18 protein-coding genes are annotated in these 16,439 nt (G+C 61.6%); 16 read left to right on the top strand and 2 right to left on the bottom strand.

Annotated features, from left to right (window positions below; all coding sequences use genetic code 11):
• The first annotated feature begins 122 nt into the window (after positions 1-122).
• The 7 genes from ELX51_RS10825 (at position 123) to ELX51_RS10795 (ending at position 7,392) form a co-directional block, all read left to right on the top strand.
• A complete protein-coding gene (locus ELX51_RS10825) occupies positions 123-338 on the top strand; it encodes a cold-shock protein (protein WP_127753528.1) in 216 nt (71 codons plus the stop codon).
• A 285-nt stretch (positions 339-623) separates the two neighbouring features.
• Complete coding sequence (locus tag ELX51_RS10820) at positions 624-836, top strand: cold-shock protein (RefSeq protein WP_127753527.1); 213 nt, start codon at positions 624-626, stop codon at positions 834-836.
• Positions 837-1,154: 318 nt separating this feature from the next.
• Positions 1,155-2,924 carry an acetolactate synthase 3 large subunit gene (locus ELX51_RS10815; RefSeq protein ID WP_127753526.1) on the top strand — a complete coding sequence of 590 codons (1,770 nt, stop codon included), beginning with the start codon at positions 1,155-1,157 and terminating at the stop codon, positions 2,922-2,924.
• Positions 2,925-3,071: 147 nt separating this feature from the next.
• Positions 3,072-3,626: an acetolactate synthase small subunit gene (gene ilvN, locus ELX51_RS10810; RefSeq protein ID WP_127753525.1), complete on the top strand. Its 555-nt coding sequence runs from the start codon at positions 3,072-3,074 to the stop codon at positions 3,624-3,626.
• A gap of 85 nt (positions 3,627-3,711) precedes the next feature.
• Complete coding sequence (locus tag ELX51_RS10805; protein WP_127753524.1) at positions 3,712-4,455, top strand: pyridoxine 5'-phosphate synthase; 744 nt, start codon at positions 3,712-3,714, stop codon at positions 4,453-4,455.
• Positions 4,456-4,691: 236 nt separating this feature from the next.
• A complete protein-coding gene (locus tag ELX51_RS10800) occupies positions 4,692-5,309 on the top strand; it encodes an NADPH-dependent FMN reductase (protein WP_127753523.1) in 618 nt (205 codons plus the stop codon).
• A gap of 241 nt (positions 5,310-5,550) precedes the next feature.
• Positions 5,551-7,392: a potassium transporter Kup gene (locus tag ELX51_RS10795; RefSeq protein WP_248305338.1), complete on the top strand. Its 1,842-nt coding sequence runs from the start codon at positions 5,551-5,553 to the stop codon at positions 7,390-7,392.
• Positions 7,393-7,395: 3 nt separating this feature from the next.
• Here ELX51_RS10795 and ELX51_RS10790 read toward each other — a convergent pair whose 3' ends face one another.
• Positions 7,396-7,830: a hypothetical protein gene (locus ELX51_RS10790; RefSeq protein ID WP_127753521.1), complete on the bottom strand. Its 435-nt coding sequence runs from the start codon at positions 7,828-7,830 to the stop codon at positions 7,396-7,398.
• 76 nt (positions 7,831-7,906) lie between these two features.
• Entirely contained in the window at positions 7,907-9,046 is a 1,140-nt protein-coding gene (locus tag ELX51_RS10785) for an NADH:flavin oxidoreductase/NADH oxidase (protein ID WP_127753520.1), read from the bottom strand.
• 236 nt (positions 9,047-9,282) lie between these two features.
• Here ELX51_RS10785 and ELX51_RS10780 point away from each other — a divergent pair, with 236 nt between their 5' ends.
• From ELX51_RS10780 to ELX51_RS10740, 9 genes are all read left to right on the top strand, one after another.
• Positions 9,283-10,305: a LacI family DNA-binding transcriptional regulator gene (locus ELX51_RS10780; RefSeq protein WP_248305093.1), complete on the top strand. Its 1,023-nt coding sequence runs from the start codon at positions 9,283-9,285 to the stop codon at positions 10,303-10,305.
• A 68-nt stretch (positions 10,306-10,373) separates the two neighbouring features.
• The gene (locus tag ELX51_RS10775; protein ID WP_127753518.1) at positions 10,374-11,045 is read left to right on the top strand and encodes an amino acid ABC transporter permease; all 672 of its coding nucleotides are present in this window, start codon (positions 10,374-10,376) and stop codon (positions 11,043-11,045) included.
• A 9-nt stretch (positions 11,046-11,054) separates the two neighbouring features.
• Positions 11,055-11,711, top strand: a complete 657-nt coding sequence (locus ELX51_RS10770; RefSeq protein ID WP_127753517.1) for an amino acid ABC transporter permease — start codon at positions 11,055-11,057, stop codon at positions 11,709-11,711.
• Between the two features lie 32 nt (positions 11,712-11,743).
• The gene (locus tag ELX51_RS10765; protein WP_127753516.1) at positions 11,744-12,544 is read left to right on the top strand and encodes a transporter substrate-binding domain-containing protein; all 801 of its coding nucleotides are present in this window, start codon (positions 11,744-11,746) and stop codon (positions 12,542-12,544) included.
• 34 nt (positions 12,545-12,578) lie between these two features.
• A complete protein-coding gene (locus ELX51_RS10760; RefSeq protein ID WP_127753515.1) occupies positions 12,579-13,334 on the top strand; it encodes an amino acid ABC transporter ATP-binding protein in 756 nt (251 codons plus the stop codon).
• 325 nt (positions 13,335-13,659) lie between these two features.
• Positions 13,660-14,307, top strand: a complete 648-nt coding sequence (locus ELX51_RS10755; RefSeq protein ID WP_127753514.1) for a TetR/AcrR family transcriptional regulator — start codon at positions 13,660-13,662, stop codon at positions 14,305-14,307.
• 14 nt (positions 14,308-14,321) lie between these two features.
• A complete protein-coding gene (ilvC, locus tag ELX51_RS10750) occupies positions 14,322-15,341 on the top strand; it encodes a ketol-acid reductoisomerase (protein ID WP_127753513.1) in 1,020 nt (339 codons plus the stop codon).
• A 99-nt stretch (positions 15,342-15,440) separates the two neighbouring features.
• Positions 15,441-15,905 carry a GFA family protein gene (locus ELX51_RS10745; protein ID WP_127753512.1) on the top strand — a complete coding sequence of 155 codons (465 nt, stop codon included), beginning with the start codon at positions 15,441-15,443 and terminating at the stop codon, positions 15,903-15,905.
• Between the two features lie 3 nt (positions 15,906-15,908).
• Positions 15,909-16,400: a heme-degrading domain-containing protein gene (locus ELX51_RS10740; protein WP_127753511.1), complete on the top strand. Its 492-nt coding sequence runs from the start codon at positions 15,909-15,911 to the stop codon at positions 16,398-16,400.
• Positions 16,401-16,439 lie beyond the last annotated feature (39 nt).

Here is a 16,439-nt window from a genome sequence, read left to right as displayed (position 1 = left end):
AATCACCGGCGTGCCGGAAACTTGGCTACCTCCTGACTGTGAATCGTTAGACCGGGCTTTCCCGCCCGTATTCAACCCTTAGCCGCCGCGGCGGCGACCACTTGTTACGAGGATCAAATTCCATGGCCGCAATCACCGGTACCGTGAAATTCTTCAACACCACCAAGGGCTTCGGCTTCATCTCGCCAGAAAATGGTGAGAAGGACGCGTTTGTCCACATCTCCGCCGTCCAGCGTTCGGGCCTGCAGGGCCTGTATGAAGGCGACAAGGTGACCTATGAACTCGAGACCGGCCGTGACGGCAAGGTTTCCGCCACCAACCTGACCCTGCTGAGCTAAACTCAACAGGTTCGAGTTTCGGAAGGCCCCGGTAGCGGGGCCTTTTTTGTCCCGCCGCAGAGCGCCGTTCGCCATGCCGATACCGCTAGCGCCCCGGGGGCTTTACTTTTTCTTCAGTTCCGTGCATAAGGCAGGCATACGTTTTACAGCCTACGTCGGCTGCCTGATCTGCCGAATTTCGGCCTGGCTACCTGCTCAACTTGCGAACGTGTATGCGCCCACCGACATGTTGTCATGGGCAACGGCTCGTTCGCCGCGGCGAGAGCACACAGAAAAGGGTCAGCCATGATCACCGGTACCGTTAAGTTTTTCAACACCACCAAGGGCTTCGGCTTCATTTCGCCTGAGAATGGCGGCCAGGACGCATTCGTGCACATCTCCGCCGTTCAGCGTTCGGGCCTGCAGGGCCTGTATGAAGGCGACAAGGTCACCTACGAGCTCGAGACCGGCCGCGATGGCAAGGTTTCAGCAACGAACCTGACCCTGCTCGACAACTAAGCGATCCCTTATCGGATCTGGAAAGGCTCCCTCCGGGGAGCCTTTTTTGTTTTTGTGCCCGGCTCGGGCGATGGCATTTGCCCGCTTGACCGATTTCGGGCGAGGGGCTAGAAACAAACCAACTTTTTTATGGAGAGGTCCCGTGCGGGCACTCATTCTCGTAGTAGGCTGGCGCATCGGCGACGTGGGATAACATCCCGCGCGAATGCTGATGCGCCGAAAACAGGTCCCAAACGGGGCCTTTTTTATTGCCCATTTTCCGCCGGGGCGGAGGGGCGGAACCGAACGGCCCGGTGGGGCAACCAAGGAGCAAGCAAGATGGCGGAACACGAGAAGATGACGGGCGCCGAGATGGTGATCCAGGCGCTAACCGATCAGGGTGTCGAGCATATCTTTGGCTATCCCGGTGGCGCGGCGCTGCCGATCTATGACGCGATGTTCCAGCAGGATGTGATCCAGCATATCCTCGTGCGCCACGAACAGGGCGCGACCCATATGGCCGAGGGCTATGCCCGCTCGACCGGCAAGCCGGGCGTGGTGCTGGTGACCTCGGGCCCGGGGGTGACCAACGCGATCACCGGATTGACCGATGCGCTGCTCGATTCCATTCCGCTGGTGTGCATCACCGCCCAGGTGCCGACCTCGCTGATCGGCACCGACGCGTTCCAGGAATGCGACACGGTGGGGATCACCCGCTCCTGCACCAAGCACAATTATCTGGTGAAGCGCATCGAGGACCTGCCGCGGGTGCTGCATGAAGCGTTCCTGATCGCGACGACCGGCCGGCCCGGCCCGGTGGTGATCGATATTCCCAAGGATGTGCAGTTTGCACTAGGCACCTACTACAAGCCGGACGCGCAGAGCCTGCGCCAGCGCAGCTATCGCCCGCAGGTGGATGGGGACATCGCCGCGATCGAGGCTGCTGTCGACATGATGCTCAAGGCCGAGCGCCCGGTGTTTTATACCGGTGGCGGCGTGATCAATGCCGGGCCGCAGGCCTCTGAGCATCTGCGTGAACTGGCTGAGCTGACCGGCTTTCCGGTGACCTCGACGCTGATGGGGCTGGGCGCGTTTCCGGCGGCCAATCCGCAGTGGTTGGGAATGCTGGGCATGCACGGCACTTATGAAGCGAACCTCGCCATGCATGGCTGCGATCTGATGATCAATATCGGGGCGCGGTTCGATGACCGCATCACCGGCCGGATCGACGCGTTTTCGCCTGGCAGCCGCAAGATCCATGTGGATATCGACCCAAGCTCGATCAACAAGATCATCCCCGTGGACCTGCCCATCATCGGCGATTGCGGGCGGGTTTTGGCCGAAATGGTGCGAATCTGGCGCTCCAAGACCAACCAGCCGCGTACCGAAGCGCTGGCGCCATGGTGGGGGCAGATCGGCAAGTGGCGCTCGGTCAACTCGCTGGGCTTCCAGAACTCGGACACGACGATCAAGCCGCAATACGCGATCCAGCGCCTTTATGAGGCGACCAAGGACCGGGATGTCTACATCACGACCGAGGTTGGGCAGCACCAGATGTGGGCCGCGCAGCACTTCCATTTCCAAAAGCCCAATCGCTGGATGACCTCGGGCGGTTTGGGGACCATGGGCTATGGCCTGCCAGCGGCGGTCGGCGTGCAGGTGGCGCATCCCGACGCTCTCGTGATCGACATCGCCGGCGAAGCCAGCGTGCAGATGACGATGCAGGAAATGTCCACGGCGGTGCAGTACCGCTTGCCGGTCAAGATCTTCATCCTCAACAATGAGCGCATGGGCATGGTGCGCCAGTGGCAGGACCTGCTGCATGGCTCGCGCTATGCGCATTCCTATTCGGAATCGCTGCCCGATTTCGTCAAGCTGGCAGAGGCTTATGGCGGCAAGGGTATCCGGTGCGAGAACCCGGCCGAGCTCGATGCGGCGATTGCCGAGATGCTCGATTATGATGGTCCGGTGCTGTTCGACTGCGTGGTGGAGAAGGACGAGAATGCGCTGCCGATGATCCCATCGGGCAAGCCGCATAATGAGATCATCTTGCCCGATACCGCCAATATCGGCTCGATCATCGATGAAAAGGGAAGGGCGCTGGTTTAGGAGGCGCGATTTCTCCCGCGCTCCGTGTCTACCCCCGCCTTGAGCCGGGGCCCATCTTGAGATCTCGAGATGGATCCCGGCTCAAGGTCGGGATGATACCGGGGCGGGAGGCACCGTTTCAGAGCCCAGCAGTTGAGGACCAAAAAAATGAACGCACATCTGCAGCCGACCGGTTCGGCTTATTTCATGACCAAGGAAAACCAGGAGATCGAGCGGCATACGCTGTCGGTGCTGGTGGACAATGAGCCGGGTATTCTTGCACGCGTGGTGGGGCTGTTTTCGGCCCGGGGCTATAATATCGAGAGCCTGACCGTCAGCGAGACCGAACACGACAAGCGACTTAGCCGCATCACTGTGGTGGTGGTGGCGACGCCCAAGGTGCTGGTGCAAATCAAGCTGCAGCTTGAGCGCCTGGTGCCGGTGCACAAGGTGCATGACCTGACCAGCGAAGGGGGCTCGGTGGAGCGCGAGCTGGCGCTGATCAAGGTGGCGGGTTCGGGCGACCACCGCGCCGAGACCTTGCGGTTGGCCGATGCGTTTCGGGCGCAAATCGTTGACGCAACCGTCGAAAGCTTCGTGTTCGAAGTGACGGGCAAGTCGAGCAAGATAGACAGCTTCATCGCCTTGATGGCGCCGCTCGGCCTGGTGGAAGTGGTGCGCACTGGGTTGGCGGCGATCTCCCGGGGTCCCGAGGGGATGTGATCGCGGTGTTGTGCCGGGCGCGCAGGATCAGTACTGCTGATGGCAGTCAGTTCCTAAACCGCACCGCAACGCCGAGTTTTTCGCGATGACCCTGCTTTCCGTCAATCTCAATGCCGTGGCGCAGCTGCGCAATCGACGCGATCTGCCCTGGCCCAGCGTAACCGGCATCGCCCGGGTGGTGCTGGATGCCGGGGCAAGCGGGATCACCATCCATCCCCGCCCGGATCAGCGCCATATTAGGCGCACGGATGTGTTCGAACTCGCGGCCTTGCTGCGGGAGGACTATCCCGGAGCCGAGTTCAACATCGAAGGCTATCCGAGCGACGATTTCCTGGCGCTGATCGATGCGGTGCGGCCCCAGCAGGTGACGCTGGTGCCCGACGATCCGGCACAGGCGACCTCCGATCATGGCTGGGATTTTGCTGCTTCGGCGGCGATGCTGTGGCCGGTGATCAAGCAGCTCAAGGAGATGGGCAGCCGCGTGTCGCTGTTTTGCGATCCCGATGCGGGGCTTTATGGCACGGAAGCGGCGCGCGATTTGGGCGCGGACCGGATCGAGCTTTATACCGGCCCCTATGGCGCCTGCTTTGATGATCCCGAGCGGGCGGCGGTTGAGTTGTCCAAGCTTGCTGGCACCACGGCCGACGCCATGGCGCTTGGCCTTGGGGTCAATGCCGGGCACGATTTGACCCTGGACAATTTGCCCGCGTTTCAGGATGCGGTGCCTGGCGTAGCCGAAGTCTCCATCGGCCATGGTATCACGGCCGATGCGCTGCTGATGGGGTTTGCCGAAGCAGTACGCCGCTATCGTGCCGTGCTGGGCGGTTGAGCCAACAGCCCGTCGGTCAGGTTTGACGAACGCTGCGTTGAACACACCGAGTGCAGCTGTTGGTGCGCAGCCCTCAAAAGCCCAGAAATCCGGCAACTTAAGGCAGTCAGATACTTACACCCATGTGCCTTAGCTCCCTTCGGGGAACCCACGGACATGAGCGTGCCCACTTGCGTGGAAATCGTACAGGCACATATATCGCCTCAGTTACGTTTTGTTACCAAGGAGGGCACGCAATGTCCAAACTCAAGATTGGCGTCATTATCTCGTCCACCCGCGAAAGCCGCTTCGGCGACAAGCCGGCGCAGTGGATTCTCGACAAGGCCAATGCCCGTGACGAGATCGAGGCTGAACTGGTCGACCTGCGCGATTTCGACCTGCCCTTCTTCAACGAAGTGGCGTCCAATATGTGGATGCCTTCAAGCGACCCCCGTGCTGTCGCCTGGCAAAAGAAGGTCGCAGAGTTTGACGGCTTCATCTTCGTCGTCGCCGAATACAACCGGTCCATCACCGGCGCGCTTAAGAACGCGATCGACCAGTCCTATGTCGAGTGGAATCGCAAGCCCTTCGGCATCGTCGCCTATGGCAGCGTTGGCGGCACCCGTGCGGCCGAACATCTGCGCGGCATCGGCGTCGAGATGCAGATGGTCTCGACCCGCTCGGCCGTCCATATCGGGGGCAGCGACTTCTTTGCCGTGCATCCGCTCGGCGGCCAGAACAAGAGCTTCAGCGATATCGAAGGCTCGATCGGCCCTAGCGCCAAGGACATGCTAGACCAGCTGATCTGGTGGGGCACTGCCACCAAGGCCGCTCGCGCCCAGGATAATGCCCGGGCTGCCGTCGCGGCCGAATAGGTATTTCGAAAGCCAGACCTCCAGCTTTCGTTGACGTCAGGGGCCGCTCGGTGTGAGCGGCCCCTGTGCGTTTGGGCGCTTGAATAGAAGTTGTGTTGTATGTGAGATATCCGAGGTGTATAGCGGCGCCCGCCGTTACCCATGAGAGCACAGGTTTATGACGCAGACGAATACGGCCGGTGCCAGCACCGGTGCCGATGCGAGCGATCTTCACGACCACTCTCACAACAAAGACCTGCCCATGCTGCTGCTCGGCGCGCTTGGGGTGGTCTATGGCGATATTGGCACGAGCCCGATCTATGCCTTCCGGCAGGCGATGAGCATTCGTCCCGGTGCCGCTTCGAGCAGCAGCGAAATCCTGGGACTGCTGTCGCTGATTGTTTGGGCGCTGACGCTGACCGTCGCGGTCAAATATGTGTTCTTCGTTACGCGCGCGGACAACAAGGGCGAGGGCGGTACGCTTTCGCTGATGGCCTTGGCGCGCAAGACCTTCACCAATCCGCCGATGTGGATCACCGTACTCGGCGTGCTGGGAGCCTCGCTGTTTTTTGGCGACGCGATCATCACTCCCGCTATCTCGGTGTTGTCGGCGGTTGAGGGTATTGAACTCGTAGCCCCCAATATGCGCCGCTGGGTGGTGCCGATCACGCTGGTGATCATTGTCGGCATCTTCATGGTGCAGCGCTTTGGCACTGCCAAGGTCTCGATCGTGTTTGGTCCCGTAACCGGGATCTGGTTCCTGACCCTGGGCATTTCCGGGCTGGTGCATATTGTGCAGTACCCAGCGGTGCTGCTGGCGATCAATCCTTTCCTGGGCGTCGAGTTTCTGGCCACGCATTTCGGCATTGCCTTTGTGGTGATCGGCGCTGTGTTCCTGGCGGTGACCGGGGCCGAGGCGCTGTATGTGGATTTGGGGCATTTCGGGCGTCGGCCCATTGTGATTGCCTGGTTCGCCCTGGTGTTTCCGTGCCTCTTGCTCAACTATTTCGGGCAGGGCGCCTTTGTGTTGCAGATGGGCGTCGAGAATGTCGAAAGCCCGTTTTTTGAAATGCAGCCGGAATGGGCCTTGGGGCCGTTTGTGGCACTTGCGACCATGGCGACAATCATCGCCAGCCAGGCGGTTATCTCGGGCACCTACAGCCTGGCGCAGCAGGCTATCGCGCTCAACATGCTGCCGCGCATGGTGGTGCAGCACACCTCCGCTACCCAAAGCGGTCAGATCTACATGCCTCAGATCAATACGATGCTGATGCTCGGCGTGCTGATGCTGGTGATTGCGTTCGGCAGTTCCGAGGCGTTGTCGAACGCCTATGGTATCGCGGTTTCGGGCGTGATGATCGTTACCCTGGCGCTGCTGCTGGTGGTGATGTGGCGCAATTGGAAGTGGAACCCGGCGGTCGTGGTGCTGTTCGGCGTTGTGTTCGTTGTGATCGATGGCGGGTTCTTCGCCGCCAATGTCTCCAAACTGTTCCAGGGCGGCTGGGTCCCCGCTGCGGTGGCGCTGACAGTCGCGGTCATCATGGCAAGCTGGATTGGCGGCCGACGGCGCCTGGCGGAAAAGACCCGGCGCGATGAAGTGCCGTTGCAGTTCCTCGTGGATAATCTCTCCAAGAAACGCCCGACATTGGTGCCCGGCACCGCCGTGTTCCTGACCAGCGATATCGAAGGCGCCCCAACGGCGCTGCTCCATAGCCTCAAGCACTACAAGGTGCTGCACGAGCAAAACGTGATTCTGACGGTGCGCACATCGGCGTCCCCGCGCGTGCCGGACGACGAGAAGGTGACGATCGACGCCTATAACGAGCTGTTCAGCCGCGTGGTCGTGACCTTTGGCTATATGGAAAGCCCCAATATTCCAAAGGCCTTGATCCTGGGGCGCAAGCTGGGCTGGAAGTTCGACATCATGTCGACCTCGTTCTTCCTGTCGCGCCGCTCGCTCAAGCCCGGGCCGCGCCAAGGGCTGGTGCGCTATTGGCAAGACCGGTTGTTCACGCGGTTGGCGCGCAATGCCAGCGACGCCACGGAGTATTTCCACATACCAACGGGCCGCGTCGTCGAGATCGGCACGCAGGTGGTGCTATAGCCCTTAGCCCTTGATTATATCCGGGCAGACATAGGGCACGGTTGCCGTGACGAAGCGCTGTTCCTGGGTTTCCGTGCCCAGGTGCAGGCGCAGCACCAGTTCGGTTTCGGTGAGGGTAGCGATATCGGCGTCGATGGTCATGCCATCTTCGTCCCAGCTGATGGCCGTGGACGAGACCTGCTGCCATTTGGACAGCCGATAGGTTTCCCAGCAGCTATCGCTGACCAGCGTGCCGTCCTCCAGAAAGATCTGCATGGGTCCGGGCAGGTTCTCGTCGGCATCGGAGCGCACCCAGACCTTGTTAAGCAGCGGATTGCCGGTCTCGCGCTCCTCCTCCTCCATGCTGCCTTCGGCTTCCTGAGCCGTGGCGGGCAGGGTGGGGCAGGCGCCCACACCCCAGACACTGAGCAGTGCAATAACAGCGGCTTTGGTATCCACCGAGCTTCTCCCTGGTTGACCGGCTGGCCAAGAGCGATCTGCCGCCGGCAAAGCGGCAGAAATAGGATGGGTGCGCTTACGAATCCTGTTCGGCAAACTCGCGCTGCTTGAGCCAGCGGTCGCGTTCGCGCACCCGGGCCGCCTGGTTGGGCCACAACTCGTAGCCCGGTTCTCCCAGCGCGTGGCGGGCATGGACAGCCCAATTGGGGTCATCCAATGCCGCCCGGGCCAGCGCAACGAAATCGGCATCGCCATTGGCCAGCACGGCTTCGTCGGCCGCCGGATCACCCCCGAGCAGGCCAACCGCCATGGTGGGGATATCAGCCCCTTTGCGCACGGCGGCGCTGAAGGGCACCTGATAGCCAGGGGTGGAACGGATGGCGCCTGAATCAAAGCCGCCGCTGCTGCAGTCTATCGCGTCGACGCCCAGCGCCTTGAGTTCGCGGGCGAGCACGATGCTGTCTTCCACCTGCCAGCCGGCGGGATCATTGTCGCTGACCGACAGGCGCACGATGACAGGTTTGTCGGCCGGCCACACGGCGCGTACGGCTTGCGTGACTTCCAGCACCAGGCGCATGCGATTTTCGCGGCTGCCGCCATAGTTGTCGGTGCGCTTGTTGGCGAGTGGCGACAGGAACTGGTTGAGCAGATAACCGTGGGCGGCGTGGATCTCGACGAGGTCAAAGCCTGCCTCATTGGCGCGCAGCGCGCCGGCGACGAAGGCTTCGATGACATTGCGAATGCCAGCGGCATCAAGGGCCGTCGGCTTGGTGAAGTTCTTGCCCTCGGCATGAATCTCGTCGGTAGGACCGACGGGCGTCCAGCTTTGGAAGCCGACGCCAGGCTTTTCCTCCTCGGTTTCGTCAAAGCCCTTGCGCCAGGGAATGGGCGTCGAGGCCTTGCGCCCGGCATGGGCCAGCTGGATGCCGGCAGCGGCACCCTGGGCGTGAAGGAAATCGACGATGCGGGTTAGCCCGGGAATGTGCTCGTCCTTCCAGATGCCGAGATCGGCATAGGAAATGCGGCCCTCGGGGGTAACGCCCGTTGCCTCGGTGATGACCAGCCCGAACCCACCCATGGCAAAGCGGCCGAGATGCACCAGGTGCCAGTCATTGGCAAAGCCATCGCGAGCCGAATACTGGCACATTGGGGCAATCACGGTGCGATTGCGCAGCTTGAGGCGGCGCAAGGCAGTGGGGGTAAACAGCAAGGACATGAGGGAAAAACCGCTGGGGAAAACAGAACCTGCAGATTGCACACAAGCGCATCCATCGGCAAGTGCCGATGAAGAGAGTTCGAGTGCGCAGAAACCAGGGCCGGGTTGCGCCGGCCCTTATGTTTGTAACAATCCCCGCCTGCCCAGTCCGCTTCGCTATGTGCTCCTCCGTTGTTGACAGCAATGATTCTGGATCGATCTAATACGGGCAGTTCGGGGGGATGATGAACAAAAGGATGTCGCCGCGTGTGCGGCCAACATTGGTGGACGTTGCCCAGAAGGCCGGCGTGTCCCGAGCGACGGCCTCGCTGGTCGTGCGCAAGAGCCCGTTGGTGAGTGAGGATACCCGGGCGCTCGTCGAAGCGGCCATGGCCGAGATCGGCTATGTCTATAATGTCGGCGCTGCTGGGATGCGGGCCGCGCGGAGCCGCACGATCGGGGTGATTATCCCCAATCTTTCAAACACCTTCTTCGGCGAGCTTCTCGCCGGGATCGATGAGGTCATCGATGGGGCCGGATTGGCCACCTTTATCGCCCATTCCGGGGAGTCGCCGGCTAAGCAGGACGTCTTCGTCAACCGGATGCGCGAGCATGGGGTGGACGGGCTGATCGTTTGCCCGGCAGCGGGCACCGAGCCCGGCTTCATCGCCCGCCTCAGGGATTGGGGCATGCCTGTGGGCGAGGTGCTGCGGACATCGGCTGCCGGCGAGGTCGATTATACCGGGATGGACCAGGCCGGGGGAATGGAGAGCGCCGTCAGCCTTCTTGCAGAGCTGGGACATAGCCTTATCGGCTTTGTCGCCGGCAATCTCAACCATTCGGCCCGGGACGAAAGGCTCGGGGCGTTCCGCTCCGCCATGCGCCGGCACAAGGCGCTTCAGCCCATCGAAACCGTCATCGAATCCACGCATGCCGCAGCCATTGCACTGGCCCAGAGCATGGCAGCACAAACTTCCGCGCCAACTGCCTGGATTTGTCACAACGACGTGATCGCCTTGGGTATGCACAAGGGCTTCAGCGACAGCGGGCTGGTGCCAGGGCGTGACGTGTCCTTGATCGGCTATGACAATGTCGCGGAAGCCGATCTGGTGCGACCCGGACTGGCCTCGGTCGCCACCGAGCCCTTCGCCATCGGCCTGCACGCCGCCCAACAACTGCTGCACCGGATCGACAATCCCGATGCCCCCCCGGAGCGGCGCACCGTGCCCAGCCACCTGGTTGAGCGCGGCTCGATTGGACCTGTTGGAGCGCTCGCCTAAGGGTTGACCTTCGCGGCGCGGTGCTATTTAGATCGATCTAATCGCGAGCAAGGTCTGGGGCAGAACCCGTGGGTTACCAGTTCAATTTTGCGCCGGTGTTCAACAATTTCGATCAGTTGATCTACGGCGCCTTGATCACCATCCAGCTCAGCCTGGGCGCCATCCTGATTGGCACGCTGATCGCGATCCCCTGCGCGCTGGCAAAAACGACCGGGCCCAAGCCCCTGCGCTGGCTGGTGAACCTTTATATCGAGGTGATCCGCAACACCCCGTTCCTGATCCAGATCTTCTTTATCTATTTCTCGCTTCCGGCACTCGGCATCCGGTTTGATCCGAACACCGCTGCACTCGTCGCGCTGTCGGTCAATGTGGGCGCCTACGCCACCGAGATCGTGCGCGCCGGGATCGAGTCGATCAACCGCGGGCAGGTCGAGGCGGGTAAGGCGCTTGGCCTCAAAGGGCATCAGATCTTTCGCTACATCATCCTCAAGCCGGCGCTGCGCACCATCTATCCGGCGCTCACCAGCCAGTTCATCTATCTAATGCTGACCTCGTCGGTGGTGTCGGCCATTTCCGCGACCGACCTGGCGGCGGCCGGCAACAACATCCAGTCCTCGACCTTTGCAGCCTTCGAGGTCTATCTGGTGATCACCATCATGTATTTCATTCTGTCGCTGGGCTTTTCCGGCCTGTTTTCCGCGATCGGACGCGCCGCGTTCCGCTATCCGCTGGCGCGATAGGATCAAGCCATGTTTCGCCCCTTTGGCCCCAATGAAATCCTTTATATCGTCAGCGCAGTGCAGTGGACGCTGCTGCTGTCCGCCATTGCCTTTGCCGGCGGCGCCCTTGGGGGCATAGCCGTTGCACTGGGGCGCGTCTCCAAAAAGCCATGGCTGCGCTATCTGGCACTGGCCTTTATCCGGGTGTTCCAGGGCACACCGCTGCTCATGCAGCTGTTCCTCGTTTATTTCGGCCTGTCGATCATGGGCGTGGGCATCAATCCATGGATCGCGGCCGCGGTGGCGCTGACGCTGCATGCCAGCGCGTATCTGGGCGAGATCTGGCGCGGCTGCATCGAGGCGGTGCCCTCGGGTCAGGGCGAGGCCAGCTATGTGCTGGGCCTCAACTACTGGGACAGCATGCGCTATGTTATCCTGCCCCAGGCCGCCAAGATTTCGGTCGCGCCAACGGTTGGCTTCCTCGTGCAGTTGATCAAGGGGACCTCACTGGCCTCGATCATCGGCTTTGTGGAACTGACCCGCGCTGGCCAGATCATCAACAATGCCACCTTCCAGCCTTTGCTCGTGTTCTCGCTGGTAGGGGCGCTGTATTTCATCCTGTGCTGGCCGCTGTCGATGTGGGCCCGGCATCTGGAGGGTCGGTTTGCCGTGGCCACCACGCGCTGACCGGACGTCATCACACTGGGAGTGAGCTTGAAATGAAACTGAGCAAAAAACTGATCGGGCTGGCCGGTGCGGCATTGTTCGCCGCGGGCCTTGTGAGCGCCCCCGCCGTCGCGCAGACGGTCGAGGAAATTCAGCAGCGCGGCACCATCAATGTGGGGATGCTGGTTGATTTCCCCCCATTCGGCATTCTTGATCAGTCGGGCAACCCCGACGGCTATGATGCGGACGTGGCTCGCCTGTTGGCCGAGCATATGGGCGTTGAAGTCAACCTCGTGCCGGTCACCGGTCCCAATCGCATCCCGTATCTCTTGTCCAACCAGGTCGATATTCTGGTCGCTTCCCTCGGCATCACGCCCGAGCGCGCCCAGCAGGTCAATTTCTCCGACCCCTATGCCGGTATCGAAATCTTTGTGTTTGGCGATGCCAATCTCGACGTAACCGGGCCCGAGGGGCTGTCGGGCAAGAACATCGCGGTGGCCCGCGCTTCCACCCAGGACACGGCCATCACCGAGATTGCGCCCGCTGACGCCAATATCCAGCGCTTCGACGACGATGCCTCGGCCGTGCAGGCCCTGCTTTCGGGCCAGACCCCGCTCATGGGCGCGTCCAACGTCGTGATCGCGCAGATCAACACCATGGCGCCCGATCGCTTCAACACCAAGTTCTCGCTGCGCCAGCAGAGCCAGGGCATTGCCGTGCGCCCGGGCAGCGATGAGCTGCTTGCCTATATCAACGATTTCATCGCCAGCGTGAAGGCAGACGGCAAGTTGAATGCACTGCACCAGGAATGGGTTGGCGGACCGCTGCCCGAATTCGTGGTGGCAGGCGAATAAACCGACAGATCAGGACTTGAGGGCAGAAACTGCAATGACCAAGGCTGCACCCGAAACTGCCGATATCGCCGTCGCCATGCGCGACGTCGATAAATGGTATGACAGCTACCACGCCCTCAATGCCATCAACCTGTCCGTCGCACGCGGCGAGAAGATCGTCGTGTGCGGCCCCTCCGGATCCGGCAAATCCACCCTTATTCGCTGCATCAACCAGCTCGAAACCATCCAGTCCGGCACCATCACCGTTGATGGCATCGAGTTGACCTCGGGCAGTAATGTGGAAAAGATCCGCCGCGATGTCGGCATGGTGTTCCAGCAGTTTAACCTCTTCCCGCACATGACTGTGCTGGAAAACTGCATGCTCGCCCCCACCCTGGTGCGCGGGGTGAGCAAGGCGGAAGCCGAGGCGACGGCGCGGCGCTATCTCGAGCGCGTGCGCATCCCTGAACAGGCCGACAAATACCCCGCCCAGCTTTCAGGCGGTCAGCAGCAGCGCGTCGCCATTGCCCGGGCGCTCTGCATGAACCCCAAGATCATGCTGTTCGATGAGCCCACCTCGGCGCTTGACCCCGAGATGGTCAACGAAGTGCTCGACACCATGATCGACCTCGCCCGCGAAGGCATGACCATGCTGGTGGTGACCCACGAAATGGGCTTTGCCCGCAAGGTGGCCGATCGGGTGATCTTCATGGACAAGGGCGAAATCGTCGAGATCGGCGAACCCGAAAGCTTCTTTTCCAACCCGCAGAACGAGCGGACCAAGACGTTCCTGGGCCAGATCTCCCACTGATGCGTGCTTCCTGCGTCGCAATGAGATGATCAAGCCGGCTGACGGAAGTTCAACACTGACGTGTGAGACTGATCGTCCCGCCTTCGATGCTGAGCCCGCTATTGGTCGGCGTGTGCACGCCTCGGTCTGGTAGGTAAGGCCCATTTTAGGAATCGGGCCGATCCTCAGAGATACTCCCGCTCGCCGCAGGTCATGACGGAGACCTACAGGTGATCATCTCCGTCCTCATACACACAGGCAAAGAAACAGTTGCGCAGAACCGTACCGTACGGTACGGCATGCCGATGAAATTTGCGGCAGATCAGCCTGCCAGGGGAGTTCGTGCGTGCCGGTGACCATCAAGGTCAATGAAGAGAGTTTTACCCCGCGTCAGCAGGCCGTGCTGACCGCGGCGCTCGATCTGTTGGTTGAGAATGGGGAAGGGCTGACCATGACCGCGGTGGCGCGGCGGGCCAGCTGTTCCAAGGAAACGCTCTACAAGTGGTTTGGCGATCGCGACGGACTGCTGACCGCCACCGTGCAGTGGCAGGCGGCCAAGGTGCGCATGCCGCAGGTGGATCGCACCGGCCTTAATGCGCAAACGCTGCGCTCCTCGATCGAGCAGTTTGCGCGCGACCTCCTCACCACGATCGTGGGGGAAGTCTCGATCACGCTCAACCGCACCGCCGTGACCCATGCCGCCCAGGAAAAGGATCGGCTCGGGATCATCGTGCTCGAAAATGGACCGCTGGCGATCCGCCGGCGCCTCAAGCCAATTCTGGAGGCAGGGCGCGATGCGCGCCTGCTGCGGTTCGACAACAGCGAAGACGCGTATCGCACCTTTTTCGGACTCGTCGTGCGCGATGTCCAGATTCGGCTGCTGCTGGGTGACAAGAAGCTCACCCAGTCCAATGTCGAAGCCAATATCGAGGCCGATGCCACGGCCGCGACCAACCAATTCTTCGCCCTCTACGGGGCGGATACAGCGCCATAACAGGGGAGTGCTCCATGCGCGTTTATTATGATCGTGACGCCGATCTCAACATCATCAAGTCCAAGAAGGTCGCCATTGTCGGTTATGGCTCGCAGGGCCATGCGCATGTGCTGAACTTGCGCGACTCCGGGGTCACCGATGTGGTGGTGGCGCTGCGCCCCGGCTCCCCGTCGGCCAAGAAGGCCGAGGGCGAAGGCCTGAAGGTCATGTCGGTTGCCGAGGCCTCCGCCTGGGCCGATGTGATCATGATGCTGACCCCCGACGAATTGCAGGCCGATATCTATAAAGAGCATATCGAGCCCAATATCCGTGATGGCGCCGCGCTCGCCTTCGCCCATGGCCTCAACGTGCACTTCAACCTGATCGAGCCCAAGTCGACCGTGGACGTGATCATGATCGCCCCCAAGGGTCCCGGTCACACCGTGCGTGGCGAATACCAGAAGGGTGGCGGCGTGCCATGCCTGATCGCCGTGCACCAGGACGCTTCGGGCAATGCCCATGACATCGCGCTCGCCTATGCTTCGGGTGTTGGTGGCGGCCGTTCGGGCGTGATCGAAACCAATTTCCGCGAGGAATGCGAGACCGACCTGTTCGGCGAGCAGGCCGTGCTCTGCGGTGGTCTGGTTGAGCTGATCCGCGCCGGTTTCGAAACGCTGGTGGAAGCCGGCTATGCACCCGAAATGGCCTATTTCGAGTGCCTGCACGAAGTGAAGCTGATCGTCGACCTGATCTACCAGGGCGGCATCGCCAACATGAACTACTCGATCTCCAACACGGCCGAGTGGGGCGAGTACGTCACCGGTCCGCGCATCATTACCTCGGAAACCAAGGCCGAGATGAAGCGCGTGCTGCACGACATCCAGTCGGGCAAGTTCACCGCCGAGTGGATGCAGGAAATCAAGGCCGGCGGTTCGCGCTTCAAGGCCACCCGCCGCCTGCATGACGAGCACCAGATCGAGGAAGTCGGCACCAAGCTGCGCGACATGATGCCCTGGATCAAGGCCGGCGCGCTGGTCGACAAGGCCAAGAACTAATTCGCTTTCAGACGGGGGCTTCGGCCCCCGTTTTCTTTTGCCGTCCTCCATCTTCCGCGCCGCCGCCAAACCCGGTAACTAGATCGGGAGGAGTGACCCATGCGCTTACCAGAGTTTCCCCAGGAGGGCGGATGCCAGTGTGGCGCCGTGCGCTACCGGCTCAAGGCTGCCCCGCTTTCGGTCTATAATTGCCACTGCAAGGATTGCCAGCGCTTTTCGGGGGCGGGCTGGTCGATGTCGATGATCGCCCGCGAAGAGGATATCGAGAAGCTTTCGGGTGACACGGTGCGCTACGACCGGCGCGCGGATAGCGGCAATGTCATTGCCATGCATTTTTGTGCCCATTGCCATGGCTGGGTGTGGAACCTGCCCCCAATGCCAGGTATCCGCGTGATGCGGGCTGGCACGCTCGATGACATCGACTGGGCGGTCCCGGTGGGCAATATCTGGACGAACAGCAAGGCCGCCTGGGCCAGCATCGATCCTGACCTCGTCAATTTTCCCCAAGGCGCCGTGGATCGCACGCCGCTGTTCGACGCCTGGACCCGGCTTCATCAGGACTGAAACATGACAACTCACGACGATATCGCGCTGATCAAGCGACAGGAACTCGAACTCGCCTTGCCGCGCCTCGATGAGGATGTGGCGTTCAGCATCGGCTCATCGGTGCGGGCACGCGCGCTGGTGGAAGGTTTGTCTCTCGTGGTGGATATCTGCACCTGGGATCGGCGGTTGTTTTTTGCGGCAACCGGAGGCACGGGCCCGGACAATGCCGAATGGGTGCGGCGCAAGATCAATTCGGTCAGGCGCTTCCAGCGGGCCAGCTACCGGCTGGTGCTGGAGCGGGGCGAAGCGCCGCTTCCGCCACAGGCCGGGGTGGACCCGGTGGACTATGTCTTTGCCGGTGGCGGTTTTCCCCTGCGGGTGCCGGGCGCGGGCATTATCGGGTGCCTGACCATTTCAGGCCTGCCGGGGCGGGAAGATCATAATGTTGGCGTCGCGGCGCTTTGTGAGCATCTCGGGCTCGAGCGCGCGAGTTACGCCTTGGCGGCGCAGTAGTCGTCCCGCGGCTTGACAGGTCTCCCCAGCAACTCCATT

This window comes from Devosia sp. 1566, assembly GCF_004005995.1.
Classification (GTDB): domain Bacteria; phylum Pseudomonadota; class Alphaproteobacteria; order Rhizobiales; family Devosiaceae; genus Devosia.
Note: the sequence above shows the minus strand (reverse complement) of the source record. Positions and strands in the feature narration are given on the sequence as shown.